The 21,246-nt window shown below is 61.7% G+C and carries 23 protein-coding genes; 12 read left to right on the forward strand and 11 right to left on the reverse strand.

The features are described 5' to 3' along the window. Positions 1-20: 20 nt before the first annotated feature. Positions 21-665 carry a glutathione binding-like protein gene (locus CAF90_RS07155; protein ID WP_085605345.1) on the reverse strand — a complete coding sequence of 215 codons (645 nt, stop codon included), beginning with the start codon at positions 663-665 and terminating at the stop codon, positions 21-23. A gap of 147 nt (positions 666-812) precedes the next feature. Here CAF90_RS07155 and CAF90_RS07160 point away from each other — a divergent pair, with 147 nt between their 5' ends. After that, the gene (locus CAF90_RS07160; RefSeq protein WP_085605347.1) at positions 813-1,370 is read left to right on the forward strand and encodes a cysteine hydrolase family protein; all 558 of its coding nucleotides are present in this window, start codon (positions 813-815) and stop codon (positions 1,368-1,370) included. 148 nt (positions 1,371-1,518) lie between these two features. Here CAF90_RS07160 and CAF90_RS07165 read toward each other — a convergent pair whose 3' ends face one another. Genes CAF90_RS07165 through CAF90_RS07180 form a run of 4 tightly spaced genes read right to left on the reverse strand, consistent with a single transcriptional unit; the run spans position 1,519 to position 3,226 of the window. Beyond that, positions 1,519-1,725 (reverse strand): SEC-C metal-binding domain-containing protein, encoded by a 207-nt coding sequence (locus tag CAF90_RS07165; RefSeq protein ID WP_007955014.1) that lies wholly within the window; start codon positions 1,723-1,725, stop codon positions 1,519-1,521. A 5-nt stretch (positions 1,726-1,730) separates the two neighbouring features. Then, the gene (locus CAF90_RS07170) at positions 1,731-2,216 is read right to left on the reverse strand and encodes an LEA type 2 family protein (RefSeq protein WP_007955016.1); all 486 of its coding nucleotides are present in this window, start codon (positions 2,214-2,216) and stop codon (positions 1,731-1,733) included. 31 nt (positions 2,217-2,247) lie between these two features. Then, positions 2,248-2,724: a YchJ family protein gene (locus CAF90_RS07175; protein ID WP_007955017.1), complete on the reverse strand. Its 477-nt coding sequence runs from the start codon at positions 2,722-2,724 to the stop codon at positions 2,248-2,250. A gap of 4 nt (positions 2,725-2,728) precedes the next feature. Continuing rightward, positions 2,729-3,226 (reverse strand): DUF6231 family protein, encoded by a 498-nt coding sequence (locus tag CAF90_RS07180; protein ID WP_011332778.1) that lies wholly within the window; start codon positions 3,224-3,226, stop codon positions 2,729-2,731. 199 nt (positions 3,227-3,425) lie between these two features. Between CAF90_RS07180 and CAF90_RS07185 the strand changes: the two genes are divergently transcribed. From CAF90_RS07185 to CAF90_RS07200, 4 genes are all read left to right on the forward strand, one after another. Beyond that, entirely contained in the window at positions 3,426-4,121 is a 696-nt protein-coding gene (locus tag CAF90_RS07185; protein ID WP_011332779.1) for an OmpA family protein, read from the forward strand. A gap of 89 nt (positions 4,122-4,210) precedes the next feature. Continuing rightward, positions 4,211-4,933, forward strand: coding sequence for an OmpA family protein (locus tag CAF90_RS07190; RefSeq protein WP_007952001.1), 723 nt, complete (start codon positions 4,211-4,213; stop codon positions 4,931-4,933). A gap of 162 nt (positions 4,934-5,095) precedes the next feature. After that, positions 5,096-5,374 (forward strand): DUF1145 domain-containing protein, encoded by a 279-nt coding sequence (locus tag CAF90_RS07195; protein ID WP_039771353.1) that lies wholly within the window; start codon positions 5,096-5,098, stop codon positions 5,372-5,374. After that, a complete protein-coding gene (locus CAF90_RS07200; RefSeq protein ID WP_085605349.1) occupies positions 5,367-6,125 on the forward strand; it encodes a collagen pro alpha-chain precursor in 759 nt (252 codons plus the stop codon). Before CAF90_RS07195 ends, CAF90_RS07200 begins: the two co-directional genes overlap by 8 nt. Positions 6,126-6,264: 139 nt before the next feature. Here CAF90_RS07200 and CAF90_RS07205 read toward each other — a convergent pair whose 3' ends face one another. Further along, positions 6,265-6,729 (reverse strand): CopD family protein, encoded by a 465-nt coding sequence (locus CAF90_RS07205; protein ID WP_085605351.1) that lies wholly within the window; start codon positions 6,727-6,729, stop codon positions 6,265-6,267. A 99-nt stretch (positions 6,730-6,828) separates the two neighbouring features. Here CAF90_RS07205 and dinG point away from each other — a divergent pair, with 99 nt between their 5' ends. From dinG to pdxH, 5 genes are all read left to right on the forward strand, one after another. Further along, complete coding sequence (gene dinG / locus CAF90_RS07210) at positions 6,829-8,973, forward strand: ATP-dependent DNA helicase DinG (protein ID WP_085605353.1); 2,145 nt, start codon at positions 6,829-6,831, stop codon at positions 8,971-8,973. Positions 8,974-9,068: 95 nt separating this feature from the next. Then, complete coding sequence (locus CAF90_RS07215; RefSeq protein ID WP_085605354.1) at positions 9,069-11,549, forward strand: beta-galactosidase; 2,481 nt, start codon at positions 9,069-9,071, stop codon at positions 11,547-11,549. Between the two features lie 106 nt (positions 11,550-11,655). After that, positions 11,656-12,801: an EstA family serine hydrolase gene (locus CAF90_RS07220; protein ID WP_007959136.1), complete on the forward strand. Its 1,146-nt coding sequence runs from the start codon at positions 11,656-11,658 to the stop codon at positions 12,799-12,801. A gap of 113 nt (positions 12,802-12,914) precedes the next feature. Further along, entirely contained in the window at positions 12,915-14,018 is a 1,104-nt protein-coding gene (locus CAF90_RS07225; protein WP_085605356.1) for an OmpA family protein, read from the forward strand. Positions 14,019-14,042: 24 nt separating this feature from the next. Further along, positions 14,043-14,690, forward strand: a complete 648-nt coding sequence (gene pdxH, locus CAF90_RS07230; protein ID WP_085605358.1) for a pyridoxamine 5'-phosphate oxidase — start codon at positions 14,043-14,045, stop codon at positions 14,688-14,690. 5 nt (positions 14,691-14,695) lie between these two features. On the opposite strand, the gene CAF90_RS07235 is transcribed toward pdxH, so the two are convergent. Then, positions 14,696-14,932 (reverse strand): hypothetical protein, encoded by a 237-nt coding sequence (locus CAF90_RS07235; protein ID WP_007959143.1) that lies wholly within the window; start codon positions 14,930-14,932, stop codon positions 14,696-14,698. A 166-nt stretch (positions 14,933-15,098) separates the two neighbouring features. Here CAF90_RS07235 and CAF90_RS07240 point away from each other — a divergent pair, with 166 nt between their 5' ends. Continuing rightward, on the forward strand, positions 15,099-15,563 hold the full coding sequence (locus CAF90_RS07240) for a glycine zipper 2TM domain-containing protein (protein WP_007918566.1): 465 nt from the start codon (positions 15,099-15,101) through the stop codon (positions 15,561-15,563). Between the two features lie 175 nt (positions 15,564-15,738). On the opposite strand, the gene CAF90_RS07245 is transcribed toward CAF90_RS07240, so the two are convergent. From CAF90_RS07245 to nhaA, 3 genes are all read right to left on the reverse strand, one after another. Beyond that, positions 15,739-16,479: a zeta toxin family protein gene (locus tag CAF90_RS07245; protein ID WP_085605360.1), complete on the reverse strand. Its 741-nt coding sequence runs from the start codon at positions 16,477-16,479 to the stop codon at positions 15,739-15,741. Next, positions 16,476-16,745, reverse strand: a complete 270-nt coding sequence (locus tag CAF90_RS07250) for a hypothetical protein (protein ID WP_085605362.1) — start codon at positions 16,743-16,745, stop codon at positions 16,476-16,478. The genes CAF90_RS07245 and CAF90_RS07250 overlap by 4 nt, the downstream gene beginning before the upstream one ends. A gap of 197 nt (positions 16,746-16,942) precedes the next feature. Further along, complete coding sequence (gene nhaA, locus CAF90_RS07255; RefSeq protein WP_085605364.1) at positions 16,943-18,130, reverse strand: Na+/H+ antiporter NhaA; 1,188 nt, start codon at positions 18,128-18,130, stop codon at positions 16,943-16,945. A 246-nt stretch (positions 18,131-18,376) separates the two neighbouring features. Between nhaA and CAF90_RS07260 the strand changes: the two genes are divergently transcribed. After that, positions 18,377-19,471: a PLP-dependent cysteine synthase family protein gene (locus tag CAF90_RS07260; RefSeq protein ID WP_085605366.1), complete on the forward strand. Its 1,095-nt coding sequence runs from the start codon at positions 18,377-18,379 to the stop codon at positions 19,469-19,471. A gap of 117 nt (positions 19,472-19,588) precedes the next feature. Here CAF90_RS07260 and CAF90_RS07265 read toward each other — a convergent pair whose 3' ends face one another. Further along, positions 19,589-21,202 (reverse strand): NAD(P)/FAD-dependent oxidoreductase, encoded by a 1,614-nt coding sequence (locus tag CAF90_RS07265; RefSeq protein WP_085605368.1) that lies wholly within the window; start codon positions 21,200-21,202, stop codon positions 19,589-19,591. Positions 21,203-21,246 lie beyond the last annotated feature (44 nt).

Raw genomic sequence — 21,246 nt, forward strand, 5'->3', positions numbered from 1 at the left:
GAACGATCAGGCCAGGTGACTCAAGACTTCGGCGGATTGATCTTCTGCACCAGCGCGTAGGCCTTCACGGTCGCCGGGCGGTCCTTGATGTGGTTGAACCAGCGCTGCACGTTCGGGAAGTCTTCCAGGTTCTGGCTCTGCCACTTGTGCGAGACGATCCACGGGTAGATCGCCATGTCGGCGATGCTGTATTCGCTGCCGGCGACGAACTCGTTGTTCGCCAGTTGCTTGTCCAGCACCCCGTACAGGCGTGCGGTTTCATCGATGTAGCGTTTGATCGCGTAGGGGATTTTTTCCGGGGCGAACTGGCTGAAATGATGGTTTTGCCCGGCCATCGGCCCCAGACCGCCCATTTGCCAGAACAGCCATTGCAGCGCCACCTGGCGGCCACGCAGATCCTTGGGCAGGAACTTGCCGGTCTTTTCCGCGAGGTACAGCAGGATCGCCCCGGATTCGAACAGCGACAACGGTTCGCCGCCGTCAGCCGGTTCATGATCGACGATGGCCGGGATGCGGTTGTTCGGTGCGATTTTCAGAAAGTGCGGCTGGAACTGCTCGCCCTGGCTGATGTTGATCGGGTGCACGTCGTAGAGCAGGCCCGCTTCTTCGAGGAACAGGGAAATCTTGTGGCCGTTGGGCGTGGTCCAGTAATACAGGTCGATCATGGAAAGCTCCAAATCAGGAAAATGGCTTACATGCGGACAGCAAACGCCGGCTTCAGGTTGTCCTGTGTGCGTTCGATAGCTTGCTTAGTCACAGGAGGTGATGCTCAAGTACGGGAAATTCAATGACCCCGCGTGAGAAAAATCGCCATGGAACTCAAGGCCAGCGCTGCACTGATCATCATCGACCAGCAAAAAGGCATTCTGGAACCGCGTCTGGGGCGGCGGAACAATCCGTCGGCCGAAGAGCGGATTCTCGATTTGCTGAGTTTCTGGCGACGCAGCGGGCGGCCGGTGATCCACGTGCAGCACCTGTCGCGCTCGCCGGATTCGGTGTTCTGGCCCGAGCAGTCAGGCGTGGATTTTCAGGAAAGGTTTTTGCCGCAGGACGGCGAGTGGCTGATCCAGAAACAGGTACCGGATGCGTTTTGTGCGACAGGCCTTGAGGCGAAGTTGCGTGAGGCGGGGATCGGGCAATTGGTCATCGTCGGCGTGGCGACGAACAACTCGGTGGAGTCCACGGCGCGCACGGCAGGCAATCTGGGGTTTGACGCGTGGGTAGCGGAGGATGCGTGCTTTACCTTCGACAAGGCCGACTATTTCGGCACGTTGCGTTCGGCGCAAGAGGTGCATGCGATGTCGCTGGGGAACTTGCACGGGGAGTATGCGACGGTGGTCGGCACCGAGCACATTCTGGCGGCAGGCTGAAAAGCTTCCAGTGAATGGGCAGGCCCCTTCGCGAGCAAGCCCGCTCCCACATTTGCCTGCATTCCGTCAGAAGGAATACGGTCGAATGTGGGAGCGGGCTTGCTCGCGAAGGCGGTATCTCAGGCGAAGAAGATAATTGCCTGAAACATCAAGCGCCGTGGCACTTCTTGAATTTCTTGCCGTTGCCGCATGGGCAAGGGTCGTTGCGGCCAACGTCTTTCAGGGCGTTGCGCACCGGTTCCTGGTGGGCGTGGCCGCAGTTCGGGCCGTGGACATGGCCATGGTCGTGATCATGGTGGTGATGGTCATGATCGTGGTTGCAGTCTGGGCCATGGACATGAGGTTGCTGGGTCATCGGGGTCACTCCGTAATCAAATCGGCGGGGATTATCACGCCATTGCGCGCCAGGTGCACGTAGTGAGCGATGAATAAACCGGTTTCCATCTCGCCCTCCAGTCGGTAGGGAATCTGCTGGTGCGGGTTTTTCAGCATTTTCACCACCTCTTTCACCTTCGGCCACAGGTTGGTACGGATCGGCACGTTGTAAAACGCACTGCTTTTGGGGTTCACCGTGATCCAGTGTTCGTGCTCGCCTTCCGCCAGCAACATGTCGGCCAGGTGTATGCGGTATTCCAGGCCGCGCACCGTCAGATCGCTGTCGTTGGGGTTGTCGATGCGAAAGTGCAGGATGAATTTCTGTTCCAGCAGCTTGGCGCGCACCACTTCGACTTTCACCAGGTGAACGGCGGGGTCGCGGGCGTCGTCGGTAAACCATGACGCGCAGCCGCCGAGCCCCAGAAACACGAGCAGTGAGAAGACCTGGAATGTGCGCCAATGACCGAGCATGGTTTAACTCCCTTTGCTGCCCAGTCTAGCTTCAGCTGCCGAAATACCCCGCACAGCATTTCTTGAACTTCTGGCCGCTGGCGCACGGGCAGGCGTCGTTGCGGCCCAGCTTCAGTTGCACGGTCGGGTCGATGAAGTACCAGCGCCCGGTGTTCTGCACGAACGAGGAGCGCTCGCGGTGGCTGTGCTCGCCCTGACCGTCATGCCAGCGCGCAGTGAACGTGACGAACGCGTGTTCCGGCTGGCCTCCGAGCACTTCCGAACTTTCCACGTCCAGGCCGAGCCAGGTGCTCTGGGCGCTCCAGTCGCTGATCGACTGGCGATCCAGCCCCGCTTGCTGGGCGGGCAGGGTCGTGGCCACCAGATAATCGATCAGACCCAGCACATAGGCGCTGTAGCGCGAGCGCATCAGGGCTTCGGCGCATGGGGCCGGGTGGCCGGCGTGATAGTGACCGCAGCAGGCATCCAGCAGGTTGCCGCTGCCGCAAGGGCAAATGGCTGTACTCATTGCATTACCACCAGTATTTCCCGAAGTTTTCCGGATTGGCCCAGAACCGCGAGTTGAGCCAGTCGGGGACTTGTTTGTAGTCAAGCAGATCGTAGGTGAACAGGGTCAGCACCTGTTCATCCCGGGCGAAGCGTTCGCTGGCCTGCAGGGCCAGGGAATAAAAATCGGTTTCTTGCCAGCCGCTGGCCGGCAGATCCGCCAGCACCGCGATGCGGCTGGCGTTGAGGTTGCGGATCCCGCCCAACAGATTCAGGCCGTCGCGCTTGGGCAAATGTTCCAGGCAATCGACCACCAGCGCCAGGTCGAAACGGCGGGCCGCCAGTTCTGCCGGCAATGCACCGGGCGCGGCGTGCGCGACGCAGGTGTCCGGGTGCGCTTCCTTAAAGGCAGCCAGCGCCGGGAACTCGCTGGCGCCGATCAGCAGCAGACGTGCCGGGGCATAGCGGTCGAGCAGGGCGGCCAATGCCTGCTGCGGCGTGCGGGAAGAAATGGCGACGTTCATCGAAGCTCCTCAATCAGAGCGCCAAGACTAGCTTGCCAGGACGCCAAGGCCTAGATCTCTGTTCTGCGGGTTTGCGGCAAATTCGTCGAAGTCCCGTGAACAGGCGCACAAACAGCAATGGCCTATTGCTGGCGGAGATTAAAACTCCGGTCTTTACTCCCTGAATCGGTTCTAAGCCGATCCCTCAGGAGAAAACTAGATGAGCATAGTTCGGACAGCATTACCCTTGGTTCTGCTAACCAGTGTGTTGACTGGTTGCGCAGGTTTGCAGAAAACCGACTGGCCGACCTGTGCGGCAGTCGGTGGTGTCGTCGGTGCGGGTCTCGGTGCAACCGAAAGCTCCGCATGGGCGGGGTATGGCGCGTTACTCGTCGGCGGTACGGCAGCAGCCTATTGCTGGGTTCACGGTGATGGCGATGAAGACGGCGATGGTGTGCCGGACAGTCGCGACAAGTGCCCGGGCACGCCTAAAGGCGTACAGGTCGATGCTGACGGCTGCCCTCCACCAGCCCCTGCGCCAGTGGTCGAAGAAGCTGTAGTGGTCAAGGAAGAAACCATTGTCATCCGCGATGTTCACTTCCAGTTCGACAAGGCCACGCTGACCCCGGCCGACAAACTGGTCCTGGATAAGGTCGCTTCGCGCCTGAAACAGGAATCCAGCACCGCGCAACTGACCGTGACCGGCCACACCGACAGCGTCGGCAGCGATGCCTACAACCAGAAACTGTCGGATCGCCGCGCGCACTCCGTGGTCAAGTACCTGGTCGAGAGCGGTGTACCGCAAAGCAGCTTCGTGTCGGTGACCGGTGCCGGTGAAAGCCAGCCGGTGGCAGACAACAAAACTGCTGACGGACGTGCGCTGAACCGTCGTACCGAAATCAAAATCAACCGCTAGCCCCCTCGCATCCGCGGCTTGTGCAGTCGCGGATGCGGGTCTTTACTCCTGTGTAACCGGTATGGGCCGGTGACACAGGAGCTTTAACGATGAGTGTTCTTACAAGGTCCGTCTTGCCGGTTCTGCTGCTGGGCAGCCTGTTGACCGGTTGCGCCACCCACAGCGATGGCACCGCTCCCCTCAATCAACGTACCTGGCCGATCTGCAGCCTTATTGGCGGACTGGTCGGCGGCGGTCTCGGCGCGCTCGAAAGTGGCGGCTGGGCCGGCGGTGGCGCTGCGCTGGGGATCCTCACCGGCGGATTGATCTGCTATGCCCAGGATGGCGATGAAGACGACGACGGCGTGTTCGATCGCCGCGACCGTTGCCCCGATACCCCGGCCAATACCCCGGTCGACCACCGTGGCTGTCCGCTGCCGCAATACCCGGTCACCGAGAAACCGGCCGAACCGGCCCCGCAAACCGAAGTCATCACCCTCAACGATGCCGGCAACGTGCTGTTCGACTTCGACAAGTCCGATCTGAAACCGGCCGCGAAAAGCCAGCTGGACACGCTGATGGACAAACTGCGCAATGCCGATGTGGTGAGCATCAAGGTCATAGGCCACACCGACAGCAAGGGTTCGGATGCCTACAACCAGGCACTTTCGGAACGTCGCGCCAGCAGCGTGGCGGAGTATTTGCTGAGCCAGGGCCTGGCGCCAAACAAACTCACCAGTGAAGGGCGCGGCGAAAGCGAACCGGTCGCCGATAACAACACGGACGAGGGGCGTGCGCAGAACCGTCGGGTGGAACTGCACATCAATCGTTAGGATGAGTCTGTAGTCCGCAGGCTAGAGCTGTCGGTCGATGAACGTCGTCGAACCGGCAGCCATCCGGCGGCGGTCCGGTTTTTTTCATTTTCCCCTCTGGCTTATCCCCTGCAGAAGCCGTTACTGTGCGCCCAAAGAATAATTCGCAACACGGGGGAGCGTATGAAGGTGTTCTGTGGGCTGGGGCGATTGTTGACCCTGCTGTTCTGCTGCGTGGTGCTGGCCAATCAGCTGGTGCCGTTTGTTCATCCGCTGCACCTGCTGGTCAATCTGGCGGGCGGTCTGCTGCTGGCGATCCACGTACTCGAAGTGCTGCTGTGCAACCGCAGTCTCAAGGGGCGTCCGCACCCTTGGCGTGATCGTGGCCGTATCCTGTTGTTCGGCGTATTCCACCTGCAAACCATCCCGGCCCCGGCCGCTCCGGAGGCTTCCCATGCGTAAACTCTGCCTGCTCGCTGCATTCATCAGTCCCCTGGCCTGCGCCCAGGTGGTCAGCGTCGAAACCAACTCGCTGATGCGTCTGCCGAACACCGCCAGCACTCTGCAACTGGAGAAACTGGTAGTCGCCGATTACGGCACTTTGCTGATTCCTTCGAACGTGACCGAGCTGAGTGTCGGCGAATTGCAGCTGGGCCACGAAGCGCGCATCGCCATCGTGCCGAGCGAACAGGCGCTGGAGATGAAAGTGAGCCGCGCCGAACTCGGCGAGGGCAGCCAGATCACCGCCCGTGGTGCACCGGGCACTTACGAAAAAGCCGCCCGCGCCGGGCGCAATCTGAATCTGCAATTCAAGGCGTTGAATGCGCCGAAACTGGTGGTCGATGCCCGTGGCGGCACCGGCGCGCCGGGTTTTGTCGGGCTTGATGGCGCCAACGGTCAGGAGCCGGGTTGCACCTGGGGCCAGGCGGGACACGGTTTTGATGGCAGCAACGGCAGCGATGGCCAGCCGGGTGCACCGGGCGCGCTGGTGCGTCTTGAAGTGCCGCGCGAGTTTCCGGTCGAGCTGATCAAGGTCGAAGTCGCCGGCGGTGCCGGTGGCCCGGCCGGTCCTGGCGGCAAGCCGGGGGCGGGTGGCAAGTCCAAGGGCTGCCTGGTCTATCGCGCCGATGGCGGCAAGAGCGGCAAGCCGGGGGCCGACGGGCAGCCGGGGCCTGCGGGTGCGGCGGGGTCTGTCACTGTACAGCGCTTGTAACCGATTGCTCTCACCTTCGTTGATCGTTCCCACGCTCCGCGTGGGAATGCCTCAAGGGACGCTCTGCGTCCAGTGACGCGGAGCGTCACGGGCTGCATTCCCACGCAGAGCGTGGGAACGATCAGGCAAAACGCGCTCGTCAGAACGAGGGGCGCGCAGCAGCCACCGTCACCAGCACCACCCCGACCAGCAGATTGAACCCCACCACCTTGCGAATCCGCCCCAGCACTGCCGCACCCGCCGGCCAGTCCTTCGCCTGCACCGCCGTGCGCAACTCCGGCAGCATCAAGGCCTGAATCCGGATGAACAGCGCGGTCATCACCACATACAACCCCATCATCACCTGCACATAACGCGGCGCGTTGTCGAAGGCGATGTGTTGCAGATGCAGCATGCCCACCCCGGTGACCGGCAGCAGAATCACCGCCCCCCACACCCAACGAAAAAAACCTTGAAACACTTCCACCCAGAGCGTCAGGCGCCCGGGGCCGTCCAGTGCCTTCATGGCCGCGGGGCGCAGCACCATCCAGGCGAAAAACATACCGCCGACCCACACCAGTGCGGCCAGTACATGGATGGGGTAAACGAGGCTAAAAGGTGTCATTGGGGTACTCCGTTCTGCGCGGGATCGATTCGCGGGGTATGATAGCCGCCGAACCGAACCACTGAAAATTTATCCAGCGTTTTTTGCGCCCGACACTCAATGATCAGCACTGAACTCAAAACCACGATCCAGGGCGCCTACTCGCGTTTTCTAGAGGCCAAGAGCCTCAAACCGCGTTACGGCCAGCGCCTGATGATCGCTGAAGTCGCCAAGGTCCTCGGTGATATCGACACCGACGACGAAGGCCGGCGCAGTGGCGACCCCGCGATTGTCGCGGTGGAAGCCGGCACCGGTACCGGCAAGACCGTGGCCTACAGCCTGGCGGCGATCCCGACGGCCAAACTGGCCGGCAAACGCCTGGTGATCGCCACCGCCACCGTCGCCCTGCAAGAGCAGATCGTCTACAAGGACTTGCCCGACCTGATGCGCAACAGCGGGCTGAATTTCAGCTTCGCCCTGGCCAAGGGCCGTGGCCGCTACATGTGCCTGTCCAAGCTCGACATGCTGTTGCAGGAAGGCCACGCGCAGACCGCCACCGCGCAGCTGTTCGAAGAAGAAGGCTTCAAGATCGAGGTCGATGAGGCCAGCCAGAAGCTGTTCACCAGCATGATCGAGAAGCTCGCCGGCAATAAATGGGACGGCGACCGCGACAGCTGGCCCAACGCGCTGGAAGACGCCGACTGGGCGCGCCTGACCACCGATCATAGCCAGTGCACCAACCGTCATTGCCCGAACTTCGGCCAGTGCGCCTTCTATAAGGCCCGCGAAGGCATGGGCAAGGTCGACGTGATCGTCACCAACCACGACATGGTGCTGGCCGACCTGGCACTGGGCGGCGGGGCGGTTCTGCCGGATCCGCGCGACACCATTTATGTGTTCGACGAAGGCCACCACCTGCCGGACAAGGCCATCGGCCACTTCGCCCATTACACGCGCCTGCGTTCCACCGCCGACTGGCTGGAAACCACCGCCAAGAACCTCACCAAACTGCTGGCCCAGCACCCGCTGCCAGGCGACCTTGGCAAGCTGATCGAGCAGGTGCCGGAGCTGGCGCGGGAGATCAAGACCCAGCAGCAGTTCATGTTCACCGCCTGCGAACAGATCGCCGATTTCAAACCCGGTGAAGACGTCGAAGGTCGCGAGCGCCCGCGTCATCGCTTCATCGGCGGGGTGATTCCCGAGCACATGCGCGAGATGGGCATCGAGCTGAAAAAAGGCTTCTCCCGCCTCAATGACCTGTTCACCCGCCTGACGGATCTGCTCAAGGAAGGCATGGACGGCGAGGTCAACATCGGCATCGCCAGCAACCAGGCCGAAGAATGGTATCCGCTGTTCGGCAGCCTGTTGTCCCGGGCGTCCGGCAACTGGGAGCTGTGGACCGCATTCACCGCCGAAGACCCGGAAGACAACCCGCCGATGGCCCGCTGGCTGACCCTGGCGGAAAGCGGTTCGCTGTTCGACATCGAGGTCAACGCCAGCCCGATCCTCGCCGCCGAAACCCTGCGCCGCAGCCTGTGGAACGTGGCCTACGGCTGTCTGGTGACCTCCGCGACCTTGACCGCCCTCGGCACGTTCGACCGCTTTCGCATGCGCGCCGGCCTACCGAAAAAAGCCGTCACCGCAGTGGTGCCGAGCCCGTTCCATCACGCCGATGCCGGTGTGTTGCGGGTGCCGGACCTGAAGGCCGACCCGCGCGATGCCGCCGCCCACACCGCCGCGATCATCCGCGATCTGCCGGAACTCGTCGAAGGCTCTCGCGGCAGTCTGGTGCTGTTCTCGTCGCGCAAACAGATGCAGGACGTGTTCGACGGCCTCGACCGCGACTGGCGCAAGCAAGTGTTCATTCAAGGCAACCTGTCGAAACAGGAAACCCTGAACAAGCACAAGGCGCGGGTCGATGGCGGTGATTCCAGCGTGCTGTTCGGTCTCGCCAGTTTTGCCGAAGGCGTGGACTTGCCCGGCGCCTACTGCGAACACGTGGTGATCGCCAAGATCCCGTTCTCGGTGCCGGACGATCCGGTCGAAGCCGCACTGTCGGAATGGATCGAAGCCCGGGGCGGCAATCCGTTCATGGAGATCTCGGTGCCCGACGCCTCGCTGAAGCTGGTTCAGGCCTGCGGCCGACTGCTGCGTACCGAAGAAGACCGCGGCACCATCACCTTGCTGGATCGGCGGCTGGTCACCCAGCGCTACGGCAAGGCGATCCTCAATGCGTTGCCTCCTTTCCGTCGTGAAATATCCTGAGACATCGGTGGGCAGTTTTGCCCGCCGCGCTGTCTATCTCTCTGCTATCGCTTTTCCATTGGCCCTCGTGGGTCGTTAGGGAGAAATCCGTTCTCATGATTCGTCGTTCGTTGCCTGCCATTTTTGCCCTGGTTTTCGCTGGCCCCTTGCTGGCGGCACCTGCCGGCCAGCAGACCCTGTTCAACTTTGTCCGCCCCGCCGACGTGGTGAAAGTGGCGACCGAAAACGCCGACCTGCCGCAAGCCAACGCCGAGCAGACCCCCGAGGGCGAAGTGCTGCGCCGGGTGACGTTCAACCCGACGGCCCGCCCGACCTTGCGTCTGTCCCCGCAGACCGGTGCCTGGGACTGGTCGCAGTCCGGCATGATGAGCCTGCGCATCCAGAGCGCGATGAACTGGGCGGTGACCGTCTACGTACAAATCCAGAGCAACGACGGCAAGACTCTGGTCAGCCGCGTTGACCTGCCGGCGGGCCCGGCGCAGACCTTGCTGGTGCCGTTGACCGCAACCTCGCCACTCAGCCAGGGCATGAAAGCCGGGCCGGTGATGCCAATGACGATTGATGGGCAGCGCATCTTGCTGGCGAGCAGCAGCGGTGAGCTGGATCGCAGCCAGGTGGTTTCGGTCAGCCTGTCGATGGATCAGCCGAAAGCCGCGCAAAGTCTGTTGCTCGAGCGCTTTGGCGTGCAGGACGAAGGCGAGGTGATCAAATCCGCCTACGGCAATCTGGTGGATGCCTATGGCCAGTCGACTCGCGGCAAGTGGCCGGAGAAAGTCGCCAATGACGAACAACTGAAATCCGCCGCCGCCAAAGAACAGCAACAACTGAACACCTGGCTGGCCGAGCGCGAAAAGTCGTCGCTGGACAAGTTCGGTGGCTGGAGCAAAGGCCCGGCGTTCAAGGCCAGCGGTTTCTTCCGCACCGAAAAACGTGACGGCCGCTGGTATCTGGTGACGCCCGAGGGCCATCCGTTCTATTCCCTCGGCGTGAACACCGTCAGCCCGGAGGTCAACCAGACCTACGTGGCCGGCCGCGAGTACATGTTCGAATCCCTGCCCAAACCGGAAGAGCCGCTGGCCAGCCACTTCGGCGAAGGCGACAACCGTGGCGGCAACGGTGTCGATCAGGGTCGTGGCTACAACTTCGGTCGCTGGTACGACTTCTACGGCGCCAACCTTCAGCGTCTGTATGGCGAGCCATGCATTCCGGACAGCGGCAACAAGGCCGGAGTGGCCGAAGCCGCCAAGGCTGGCGCCGCAGAAGAAGCCGCGACCAACGCCAGTGCACCGGTAGCCGCCTCCGAACAGCCGAAAGCCGGGGTCGCCGAGTCGGCAGCCACCAGCGGGCAAAGCGTTGCGAAGCCGTGCAAAAACACGGTCGACGAGCAAAAGTGGGCCAGCCACACCCTTGATCGCCTGCAAGCCTGGGGCTTCAACACGGTCGGTAACTGGAGCGCGCCTGCCCTCGGTGACGCCGAGCGCATGCCGTACACCTTGCCGCTGTCGATCGTCGGCGATTACACCAGCATCAGCACCGGCACCGACTGGTGGGGCGGCATGCCTGACCCGTTCGATCCGCGCTTCGCCATGGCCACCGAACGCGCCGTGGCGATTGCCGCCCGTGATCATCGCGATGATCCGTGGCTCATCGGCTACTTCGCCGACAACGAGCTGGCTTGGGCCGGCCCCGGTGATGATCCGAAATCCCGTTACGCGCTGGCCTACGGCACCTTGAAAATGACCACCGACGTTCCGGCCAAACGCGCGTTCCTCAAGCAGTTGCGCGACAAGTACCGCAATCAGGCGGGGCTGTCGAAGGCCTGGGGCATTGATCTGCCGGCGTGGGAATTGATGGAAGACCCGGGTTTCGAGGCGCCGCTGCCGAATCCGGAGCATCCGGAAATCGAGGCCGACTTCAAATACTTCCAGAAGGTGTTCGCCGACACCTACTTCAAGACCATTTCCGACTCGCTGAAATGGCACGCGCCGAACCAGTTGCTGCTTGGTGGCCGTTTCGCCACCAGCACCCCGGAAGCCGTGGCGTCCTGCGCCCAGTATTGCGACGTGCTGAGCTTCAACATGTACACCCTGCAACCGCAGGACGGTTATGACTTCGCCGCGCTGCGCAACCTCGACAAACCGGTGCTGATCACCGAATTCAACTTCGGCTCCACCGACCGTGGCCCGTTCTGGGGCGGCGTGACTCCGTTGAGCAAGGAAGAAGACCGCGGCCCGGCCTACGCCAACTTCCTCAAACAGGCGCTTAGCGAGCCGTCGATTGTCGGCGTGCACTGGTTCCAGTATCTGGATCAACCGGTGACCGGGCGTCTGCTCGATGGCGAAAACGGCCACTTTGGTCTGGTTGGCGTCACCGATCTGCCGTTCCAGGGTTTTGTCGAAGCCGTGCGCAAGAGCAACCTGGCGACCGTCGATCAGTTGAACAAAGAGGCGCAGAAAGCGGCTGCCGCTGCGGACAAGACCGGCCACGAAGCCGAAGGCGGCCGCAAGGCAGACGCCGGCAAAGGCCCGGGGCAGGGGGCCGGCCACACCGGCGGGCATTCGGGCAACGGTCACTGATCGTTACGAAACCTGAAGACCGCCCGGCCCGCAGCGGTTCCCAAAACCCTCACGGGCTGGAACAATGCGGGCCACTTTGTAGAGCGTTTTCGCGGGGGAGTTGCGGGTGCAGATTCAGGGACATTACGAGCTTCAATTCGAAGCGGTGCGCGAAGCTTTCGCCGCACTGTTCGACGATCCCCAGGAACGCGGCGCCGCGTTGTGCATCCGGGTCGGCGGGGAAACCGTCCTCGACCTCTGGTCCGGCACCGCCGACAAGGACGGCGCCGAGGCCTGGCACAGCGACACCATCGCCAATCTGTTCTCCTGCACCAAGACCTTCACCGCCGTCACCGCGCTGCAACTGGTTGCCGAAGGCAAGTTGCAGCTCGATGCGCCGGTCGCCCGTTACTGGCCGGAATTCGCCGCCGCCGGCAAGGAATCCGTCACCCTGCGCCAACTGCTTTGCCATCAGGCCGGTCTGCCGGCCCTGCGCGAATTGCTGGCGCCGGAAGCGCTGTATGACTGGCAAACCATGGTCGACGCTCTCGCCGCCGAAGCACCGTGGTGGACGCCGGGCACCGGTCATGGCTATGCCGCGATCACCTACGGCTGGCTGATTGGCGAATTGCTGCGGCGTGCCGACGGTCGCGGGCCGGGGGAATCGATTGTGGCGCGGGTCGCCAAACCGCTGGGGCTGGATTTCCATGTCGGTCTGGCCGACGAAGAGTTTCATCGCGTGGCGCACATTGCGCGGGGCAAGGGCAACACCGGCGACGCCGCTGCCCAGCGCCTGCTGCAAGTGACCATGCGCGAGCCGACGGCCATGACCACCCGGGCCTTCACCAATCCGCCGTCGGTGCTCACCAGCACCAACAAACCGGAATGGCGCCGCATGCAGCAACCGGCGGCCAACGGCCACGGCAATGCGCGCAGTCTGGCCGGGTTCTACGCCGGTCTGCTCGACGGCAGCCTGCTGGAAAGCGAAATGCTCGAAGAACTGACCCGCGAACACAGCCTCGGCGAGGACAAGACCTTGCTGACCCGCACCCGTTTCGGTCTCGGTTGCATGCTCGATCAACCCGACGTGCCAAACGCCACTTACGGCCTCGGCCCGCGTGCATTCGGCCATCCGGGTGCGGGCGGTTCCATCGGTTTTGCTGATCCGGAGCACGATGTGGCCTTCGGATTTGTGACAAATACCCTGGGGCCGTACGTCTTGATGGATCCGCGCGCGCAGAAGCTGGCGCGGGTACTAGCCACTTGTCTGTAAAGCATCGCACGAGGCTCCAGGGCCGGAACCTCATGGCGAATTTCGTTTCAAAGCGTCTGTTTATCCGGGCGAAAGTCCTCTGATTGTTCACTACTTCTTTTTGTGGGTTTCCAATGTCGTCCAAACAAACTCTCGCCCTGGCCCTGTGTTTCGCAATCACCGGTTGTGCACAGACTCCGAAGAACGACGCCGATGGCGGCAGCTGGTGGCCGTTCGGTTCTTCCGACAAAGTCGCAGCCAAGGAGCCGGCTCCGGCGCCTGCCCCGTTGAAACCGGCCGCCACCGCGCCGGTTGCCAAGGCCGAGAGCAGCAGTCCGTGGTACTGGCCGTTTGGCTCCGACGACTCGGCGGCCAAGGCTGAGGTGAAGGCTGAAGCCAAACCCGAAGCCAAGCCGGTCGAAGTCGCCAAGGCTGAGGCCGACAAGGGTGGCAAATGGTGGTGGCCGTTTGGCGGCAAGGAGCAGGACACGGCCAAAGTCGTGCCGATGCCCGATCCAAAAGTGACTCAAGCCTGGCTGGATGACTACGAGCCGCGCCTGCGCACCGCGATCAAGGACAGCAACCTCCAACTCGAGCGCCGTGAAAACGTGCTGGTCGTGACCGCGCCGGTGGAAGGCTCGTTCAACCCGGACCGCCCGGCGATGCTGCTGCCAGTGACCCTCGGCCCGTTCACCCGCGTGGCGAAAATCCTCGAAGCCGACCCGAAAACCGCCGTGCTGGTGCTCGGTCACAGTGACACCACCGGCGCCGCTCCGGCCAACGTCAAGTTGAGCCAGGAACGCGCCCAAGCCGTGGCGGCGATCTTCCGCCTCAGCGGTCTGCAGCGTGATCGTCTGATGCTGCGCGGCATGGGTTCCGAAGCCCCGCGTGCTGCCAACGACAGCGTTGAAGGCCGTGCCCTGAACCGTCGTGTCGAACTGCTGGTGACGCCGCAAAACACCATGGTCGCACTGCTGAGCAAATACAACATGCCAGCACCGAAGCCAGTGACCATGGTCGCTGCTCAGGACGTCAAGCCTGCCGCCAAACCGGTGACCCCGGCACCGGCTGCGAAGAAAGCCGCTGTACCGGCCACCAAAAAGGCTCCGGCCAAGAAAGCTGCTGCCAAGGCTCCAGCGAAGAAGGCCCCGGCCAAGGCTCCGGCGAAAAAGACCGCGCCCGCCAAAGCTGCCGCAACCGACAAGAAAGTCGCTGCGACCGATACCACTAAAAAGTGATCCGCTAACGAAAAGGAATGCGCCGTGACCCAGTCTCTGGCAGATATGCGTCGTGATTACACCCGGGACGGCCTGACCGAGGCGCAAGCCCCGGCTGAGCCCTTTGCGTTGTTTCACCAGTGGTTTGCCGAAGCGGTGAAAACCGAACAGGCGCCGGTGGAAGCCAACGCGATGACCCTGGCCACGGTGGATGCGGACGGCCGTCCGCATTGCCGCATTCTGCTGCTCAAGGGGCTGGACGAGCAGGGCTTCACCTTCTTCACCAACTACGAAAGCGCCAAGGGCCAGCATCTGGCGGCGAACCCGTTCGCTGCCATGACGTTCTTCTGGCCGACCCTGGAGCGCCAGGTACGGATCGAAGGGCGGGTGGTGAAGGTCACGCCTGAAGAGTCCGACGCTTACTATCAGGTGCGACCGCTGGGCAGCCGTCTCGGCGCTTGGGCCTCCCCGCAGAGCCGGGTGATCAACGGCCGGGGTGAACTGGAAGACTTGCTCAAGGCCACCGAGCAACGTTTCACCAACACCCAGCCCGATTGCCCGGAACACTGGGGTGGCTACCGCTTGCTCCCCGAGCGCATCGAGTTCTGGCAGGGCCGCGCCAGCCGTCTGCACGATCGCCTCAACTACCGTGTGCAGGGCGCCGACTGGATTCTTGAACGTCTGGCACCGTAAACAGTCTACCGAGCGGGATAGCCTGCCGCAGCGGCCTCAAGCCACTTCGGCAGGTCCCGGCGCTTGATCTTCTGCGCCTGAGCCTGCTTCAGCCGTTCGAGCATGAAGGCGCGTTTGCCTTCATCCTTGCCGGCCAGTGACAGGGCCAGGTCGCGATCCATCCAGCGTTTGATCCGCACATACAGCCACCAGTGGAAGTACAGACCGGCGGCGGTGGTGACGACAATGATGAAGTAATCCATGGAAATCCTTGGGTCGGCGGCGCAGGAAACGGATTTTGGCGCTACTGTTGGGTGAGTTCGCGGGCGCCTGTACCGGGCCTGAATGAAAGCAACTTTATCCGGGCGACGCCGTGACAGGCGTCAAGCTGCGGAGTTTAATGAATACCTGTCCTTTGGAGTTGATGCTATGCGTAAGTCTGTTCTACTGGTTGCTTCCTTTTCCACGATGGCGATGTTGCTGACCGGCTGCCAGTCGAGCCTGACCGGTGACTCCTACTCCCGTGACGAAGCGCGTCGCGTGCAGACGATTCGCATGGGCACCATCGAATCCCTGCGTCCGGTGAAAATCGAAGGCACCAAGACCCCGATCGGCGGCCTCGCCGGTGCAGCGGTGGGCGGTGTCGGCGGCAGCGCCATCGGCGGCGGCAAAGGCAGCATCGTTGCAGCCGTTATCGGTGCCGTGGCCGGCGGCCTGATCGGTTCGGCCACTGAAGAAGGCCTGACCCGCACTCAAGGCGTTGAAATCACCGTGCGCGAAGACGACGGCAGCATGCGTGCCTATGTGCAGCAAGTGCAGGAGAATGAAGTATTCCGCGTGGGTGAGCGGGTACGGATTTCGACTGTTGGCGGCACCAGCCGCGTTTCGCACTAATCGCGAACAAGCGGTAAAAGAAAACCCCGATCAGGTGACTGGTCGGGGTTTTTGTTTGGTGTTCACCAGTGATCGCGATAGACGAATGCGATTGGGTAGGACGTATCTTTAAAGGCGTGGGTGATTGTTCGACGTGAATAAAGGCCGACATTAAGAGAAGTCGTAGGCTTGTGATCTAGATCAGTTTATCGAGCAGGAACTCTTTAAACCAAGGTGGCTGTACGTCAGATTTGATTTCAATCAGCTCCCCGTCTGTGATCTCTGCAACCTGTGTCAGTCCTTCGCTACCTTCGTCGGAGTTATCAAAGATATAGGCTCTGTTCGAGGTGAGGATTGCATCCGATAGGAGCGCCAGAGACCTCCAATAACGCTTTCGTATCTTTTCAGGAGGAACGTTGTGCCCACCCTGTGATACGCGATAGGCAACCCTGGCGACATTGATTTCCGGGTCGGCTGTTGCAACGTAATAGACGTAAACCCTGTACCCGGATCTCTGGGCTTCGTAGAGCAAATCGACTTTATCTGATGAGGACATGACGGTTTCGAACGTAAAACTGATTTTCTCTTTGATCAGAGAGCGCCGTATGAAGTCGGAAAGAGCGGAGGCTACATAGGAGTCGATCTGAGTATCCGAGAAGCTGAGCCTGTCACCTTCAATCGTAATCGAATCCATTTTTGCCAATGACTCTGGAGCTTTTTTCAGCAGGGCGTGGTTGCGGAAAAAATCGAAAATGTCATTTTTGTGAGATTCGATGCGATAGGTGGTGAAATCAAAATAACCAGTGTCTTTGATTGCACGCTCTATATCATCCGGGTTTATGTAATTTCCCAATAGATGCGCAGGAACCAGCCGATTAAAGGTGCTTTTTCCTGAGCCATTTGGTCCGGCGAATATACGTACCCTCGGTGTGCTCAAGAAACGACCTGTTTAGGCAGTTTGCTGATTTGCAGGCGAGTCCCGCTTTTCAGGTTTCCATAGGTGCCGATCGAGCGCAGTGCAACCGAAGATTTTTCTGTAACTTCAAACAATTGACCATCTTTGGCGACAAGCACAGCAGCCCCATTGGCAAGCGCCATTTTGTAGGCGTTGTTGAACGCTTTCAGGGCAATGTCCGGAATATAAGACTCCTGCACGGCAATCTGACTGTCCGTCATTGGGCGCTTTTCTGCTTTGCGTGACATGGAAGGCTCCGAAAAAACATTCTGAGGTGACGCTGCTGTCAACAGGAGATATAGCACACTTGAAAGGCTCAGGTTAAGCGCTGCGAGCAGCGCCAACGGGAGACTATCAATGCTTTGCAGGGTTCTGGAGCCCAATCATGTGTGTGAATCTTTCATTGAGTCTTGGGCCTTCCAGTGAGAGGCGCGTAATGAGCGTGTTAACTTCCTTGTGTGGATCCTTTTCTGCTCGCCGCCAATGTCACCGCATAACCGATCAATGCCGCAAACACTGAACCTGTGAGAATGCCCATCCGGTCCATCCCGGCGTATTCACTGGCGCCCGGCACGAAGGCGAGGGAGCCGACAAACAGGCTCATGGTGAAGCCGATCCCGCAGAGGATCGCCACGCCCAACACCTGGCCCCAATTGGCGCCTTGGGGCAGGGCGGCGATGCCGGTCTTGACGGCGAGCCAGGTCAGGCCGAACACGCCGATGGTCTTGCCCAGCAGCAGGCCGACGGCGATGCCCATCGGGACGTGGTGGGTGAAGCTTTCGGCGGTCACGCCGGTCAACGACAGGCCGGCGTTGGCGAAGGCGAACAGCGGCAGAATGCCGTAGGCGACCCACGGGTGCAGCGCGTGTTCGAGGGTCAGCAGCGGCGAAGGCTCGGCATTCCTGGTGCGCAGCGGGATACAGAATGCCAGGGTCACGCCGGCCAGCGTCGCGTGGACGCCGCTCTTGAGTACGCAGACCCAGAGGATCAGACCAATGATCATGTACGGCCCGAGCTTGACCACGCCGAGTCGGTTCATCGCCACCAGCGCCGCGATGCACGCCGCCGCCAGGCCCAGCGACAGGGTCGACAGCTCGCCGGAGTAGAAGATTGCAATGATCACGATGGCCCCGAGGTCATCGATGATCGCCAGGGTCATCAGGAACAGCTTCAGCGACACCGGCACTCGCTTGCCGAGCAAGGCCAGCACGCCGAGGGCGAAGGCGATGTCGGTGGCGGTCGGAATCGCCCAGCCGTCGAGGGCGGCCGGATTGTCGCGGTTGAGGAACCAGTAGATCAGCGCCGGCACCAGCATGCCGCCGATGGCCGCCGCGCCGGGCAGGACGATCTGCGACGGTTTCGACAGCTGACCGTCGAGGACTTCGCGCTTCACTTCCAGGCCGATCAGCAGGAAAAACAGCGCCATCAGGCCGTCGTTGATCCACAGCAGCAGGGGCTTGGCGATCTTCAACGCGCCGATCTGCGCCACCACCGGGGTGTCGAGCAGGCCGCTGTACAACCACGACAACGGCGAGTTGTTGATGATTAGAGCCAGGATGGCCGCGGCGATCAGTAACAGACCGCTGGCAGCTTCCAACTGAAAGAAACGCGTGAAAGTGCTACGCAGAGGCAAGGTCGCTCTCCATCGATAAAGTCAAAAGGTGGCACACCCTAACCCGTACCGTTAGTTGTTAAAACAAAAGTTATATTCTTTTTTGTTATATGTGGTTACAGGGCGCCAGGCCGACATGCAGCAGAGCCTAGCAGTTGCCCAAGGGATTGAAGCTCAGCTGTATCTGTCGGTGCCGTGGGATTTTTCCTAAGCTTGGGGGCTGAGCCTGTGAAGGCACTTCTGCCCGATTCAACGAGAACGACAGCCATGAGCGACAACCGACAGTGGGCCCGCGAAGCCATCCGGATCATCGAAGCGGACTTCCAGCGCAGCGCCGACACCCACCTGATCCCCTTGCCGCTGCCGGGGTTCCCAGGCATCGAGTTGTACTTCAAGGACGAGTCCAGTCACCCGACCGGCAGCCTCAAGCATCGGCTGGCCCGCTCGCTGTTTCTCTACGCCTTGTGTAACGGCTGGCTCAAGCCCGGCGCGCCGGTGATCGAGGCGTCCAGCGGATCGACGGCGATTTCCGAGGCGTACTTCGCGCGGATGCTCGGGCTGCCGTTCATTGCGGTGATGCCGGCGACCACCTCCAAGGAAAAAATTGCGCAGATCGCGTTCTACGGTGGCCAGAGTCACCTGGTAGCCGATCCGACCCAGATCTACGCCGAATCCGAACGCCTGGCCCGCGAGCACGACGGTCACTTCATCGACCAGTTCACCTACGCCGAGCGGGCCACCGACTGGCGGGCGAACAACAACATCGCCGAGTCGATCTTCCAGCAGATGCGTTACGAGCAGCACCCGTGCCCGGCCTGGCTGATTTCCAGTCCCGGCACCGGCGGCACCACCGCGACCCTCGGTCGCTACGTGCGTTATCGCCAGCACTGCACCCGCGTGCTGTGCGCCGATGCCGAGCGTTCGGTGTTCTTCGACTTTTACCAGACCGGCGACGCGAGTTTGCGTCTGGACCACGGTTCACGCGTCGAAGGCATCGGCCGGCCGCGGGTAGAAGCGTCGTTCCTGCCGAAGGTAATCGATGCGATGGTCAAGGTGCCGGATGCTTTGTCGCTGGCGGCCATGCATTACCTGGCGCAGCGTCTGGGCCGACATGTGGGCGGTTCGAGTGGGACCAACCTGATCGGCGCGCTGATGGCGGCCCAGCAGATGAAAGCGGCGGGGGAGTCGGGCTCGATCGTGGCGATCCTGTGCGATGGCGGCGAGCGCTACGCGGACACGTATTACGATCAGGCGTGGCTCAAGGCGCAGGGCTATGAGCTGGATGGATTGATAGCGGCCGTAGCGGCGAGTGCCGAGCAGGGTAAGGCGCTGCCGACCTCGGTTCTGCGCGCCAATATTTGATACACCCGGAACCTAATGTGGGAGCGGGCTTGCTCGCGAATGCTTTGGATCAGTCAACATAATTGTTGAATGTAACACCGCATTCGCGAGCAAGCCCGCTCCCACAATTTTGCGGTGTCAGGCCTCTAGACCGAGAATGTCACGCGCCACGGCTTCTGCGATGCGAATACCATCGACACCCGCCGACAGAATCCCGCCCGCATAACCCGCGCCTTCACCGGCCGGGAACAGGCCTTTGACGTTCATGCTCTGCAGCGTCTCGTTACGCGTGATGCGCAGCGGCGAAGAGGTGCGGGTCTCGATGCCGGTCAGCACCGCATCGTGCAGCGAATAACCGCGAATCTGCTTCTCGAACGCCGGCAGTGCTTCGCGGATCGCTTCGATGGCGAAGTCCGGCAAGGCCAGGGCCAGATCGCCCAGTGCCACGCCCGGTTTGTACGACGGCTCGACTTCGCCCAGTTCGGTCGAAGGAATGTCGTTGATGAAGTCGCCGACCAGTTGCGCCGGCGCCTTGTAGTCGCTGCCGCCGAGGATGAAGGCGTGGGACTCCAGACGTTCCTGCAACTCGATCCCCGCCAGCGGGCCGCCCGGATAATCGACTTCCGGGGTGATGCCGACGACGATGCCGGAGTTGGCGTTGCGCTCGTTACGCGAGTACTGGCTCATGCCGTTGGTGACCACGCGGTTCGGCTCGGAGGTCGCCGCCACCACGGTGCCGCCCGGGCACATGCAGAAGCTGTAGACCGAACGGCCGTTCTTGGCGTGGTGCACCAGTTTGTAGTCGGCGGCTCCCAACTTGGGGTGGCCGGCGTACTTGCCCAGACGCGCACGGTCGATCAGCGATTGCGGGTGCTCGATCCGGAAGCCCACCGAGAACGGCTTGGCTTCCATGAACACGCCACGGCTGTGGAGCATGCGGAAGGTGTCGCGGGCACTGTGGCCGAGGGCCAGGACCACGTGTTTGGAATGCAGGGTTTCGCCGCTGGCCAGCTCGACGCCGACCAGTTGACCGTCTTCGATCAGCACGTCGGTGACGCGCTCCTGGAAGCGTACTTCACCGCCCAGTGCACGGATCTCTTCACGCATGGTCTCGACCATGCCGGTCAGACGGAACGTACCGATGTGCGGTTTGCTGACGTAGAGGATTTCTTCCGGCGCGCCGGCCTTCACGAATTCGTGCAGCACCTTGCGGCCGAGGAATTTCGGGTCCTTGATCTGGCTGTACAGCTTGCCGTCGGAGAACGTGCCCGCGCCGCCTTCGCCGAACTGCACGTTGGACTCGGGATTGAGCACGCTTTTGCGCCACAGGCCCCAGGTGTCCTTGGTGCGCTGGCGCACTTCGGTGCCGCGCTCAAGGATGATCGGCTTGAAGCCCATCTGCGCCAGCAACAGGCCGGCGAAGATCCCGCACGGGCCGAAACCGACCACGATCGGGCGCTGGCTCAGGTCGCTGGGCGCCTGACCGACGAATTTGTAGCTGACATCCGGCGCGACGTTGACGTTACGGTCGTCGGCGAACTTGCCCAGCACTTTGGCCTCGTCGCGCACTTCGAGGTCGATGGTGTAGATGAAGCACAGTTCGGAGGACTTTTTGCGCGCATCGTAGCTGCGCTTGAACAAGGTGAAATCGAGCAGGTCATCGCTGGCAATGCCCAGGCGTTGCACGATGGCAGCGCGCAGGTCTTCGTCGGGATGGTCGATCGGCAGCTTGAGTTCAGTGATTCGTAACATGACAGGATCCGGTTCGCGGGGCGCACAACTGCGCCAGGGCGTTT

It is taken from the genome of Pseudomonas sp. B37(2017), from assembly GCF_002112885.1.
GTDB lineage: Bacteria > Pseudomonadota > Gammaproteobacteria > Pseudomonadales > Pseudomonadaceae > Aquipseudomonas > Aquipseudomonas paraglycinae.

What these genes read in the sequence shown, in the direction of transcription:
- CAF90_RS07155 (WP_085605345.1), bottom strand. Translation starts at nt 665, where the DNA reads ATGATCGACCTGTATTACTGGACCACGCCCAACGGCCACAAGATTTCC.
- CAF90_RS07165 (WP_007955014.1), bottom strand. Translation starts at nt 1,725, where the DNA reads ATGACCCAGCAACCTCATGTCCATGGCCCAGACTGCAACCACGATCAT.
- CAF90_RS07240 (WP_007918566.1), top strand. Translation starts at nt 15,099, where the DNA reads ATGCGTAAGTCTGTTCTACTGGTTGCTTCCTTTTCCACGATGGCGATG.
- CAF90_RS07160 (WP_085605347.1), top strand. Translation starts at nt 813, where the DNA reads ATGGAACTCAAGGCCAGCGCTGCACTGATCATCATCGACCAGCAAAAA.
- CAF90_RS07235 (WP_007959143.1), bottom strand. Translation starts at nt 14,932, where the DNA reads ATGGATTACTTCATCATTGTCGTCACCACCGCCGCCGGTCTGTACTTC.
- CAF90_RS07185 (WP_011332779.1), top strand. Translation starts at nt 3,426, where the DNA reads ATGAGCATAGTTCGGACAGCATTACCCTTGGTTCTGCTAACCAGTGTG.
- CAF90_RS07170 (WP_007955016.1), bottom strand. Translation starts at nt 2,216, where the DNA reads ATGCTCGGTCATTGGCGCACATTCCAGGTCTTCTCACTGCTCGTGTTT.
- CAF90_RS07260 (WP_085605366.1), top strand. Translation starts at nt 18,377, where the DNA reads ATGAGCGACAACCGACAGTGGGCCCGCGAAGCCATCCGGATCATCGAA.
- CAF90_RS07175 (WP_007955017.1), bottom strand. Translation starts at nt 2,724, where the DNA reads ATGAGTACAGCCATTTGCCCTTGCGGCAGCGGCAACCTGCTGGATGCC.
- CAF90_RS07225 (WP_085605356.1), top strand. Translation starts at nt 12,915, where the DNA reads ATGTCGTCCAAACAAACTCTCGCCCTGGCCCTGTGTTTCGCAATCACC.
- CAF90_RS07250 (WP_085605362.1), bottom strand. Translation starts at nt 16,745, where the DNA reads ATGTCACGCAAAGCAGAAAAGCGCCCAATGACGGACAGTCAGATTGCC.
- CAF90_RS07200 (WP_085605349.1), top strand. Translation starts at nt 5,367, where the DNA reads ATGCGTAAACTCTGCCTGCTCGCTGCATTCATCAGTCCCCTGGCCTGC.
- dinG (WP_085605353.1), top strand. Translation starts at nt 6,829, where the DNA reads ATGATCAGCACTGAACTCAAAACCACGATCCAGGGCGCCTACTCGCGT.
- CAF90_RS07195 (WP_039771353.1), top strand. Translation starts at nt 5,096, where the DNA reads ATGAAGGTGTTCTGTGGGCTGGGGCGATTGTTGACCCTGCTGTTCTGC.
- CAF90_RS07180 (WP_011332778.1), bottom strand. Translation starts at nt 3,226, where the DNA reads ATGAACGTCGCCATTTCTTCCCGCACGCCGCAGCAGGCATTGGCCGCC.
- CAF90_RS07205 (WP_085605351.1), bottom strand. Translation starts at nt 6,729, where the DNA reads ATGACACCTTTTAGCCTCGTTTACCCCATCCATGTACTGGCCGCACTG.
- CAF90_RS07265 (WP_085605368.1), bottom strand. Translation starts at nt 21,202, where the DNA reads ATGTTACGAATCACTGAACTCAAGCTGCCGATCGACCATCCCGACGAA.
- CAF90_RS07215 (WP_085605354.1), top strand. Translation starts at nt 9,069, where the DNA reads ATGATTCGTCGTTCGTTGCCTGCCATTTTTGCCCTGGTTTTCGCTGGC.
- CAF90_RS07190 (WP_007952001.1), top strand. Translation starts at nt 4,211, where the DNA reads ATGAGTGTTCTTACAAGGTCCGTCTTGCCGGTTCTGCTGCTGGGCAGC.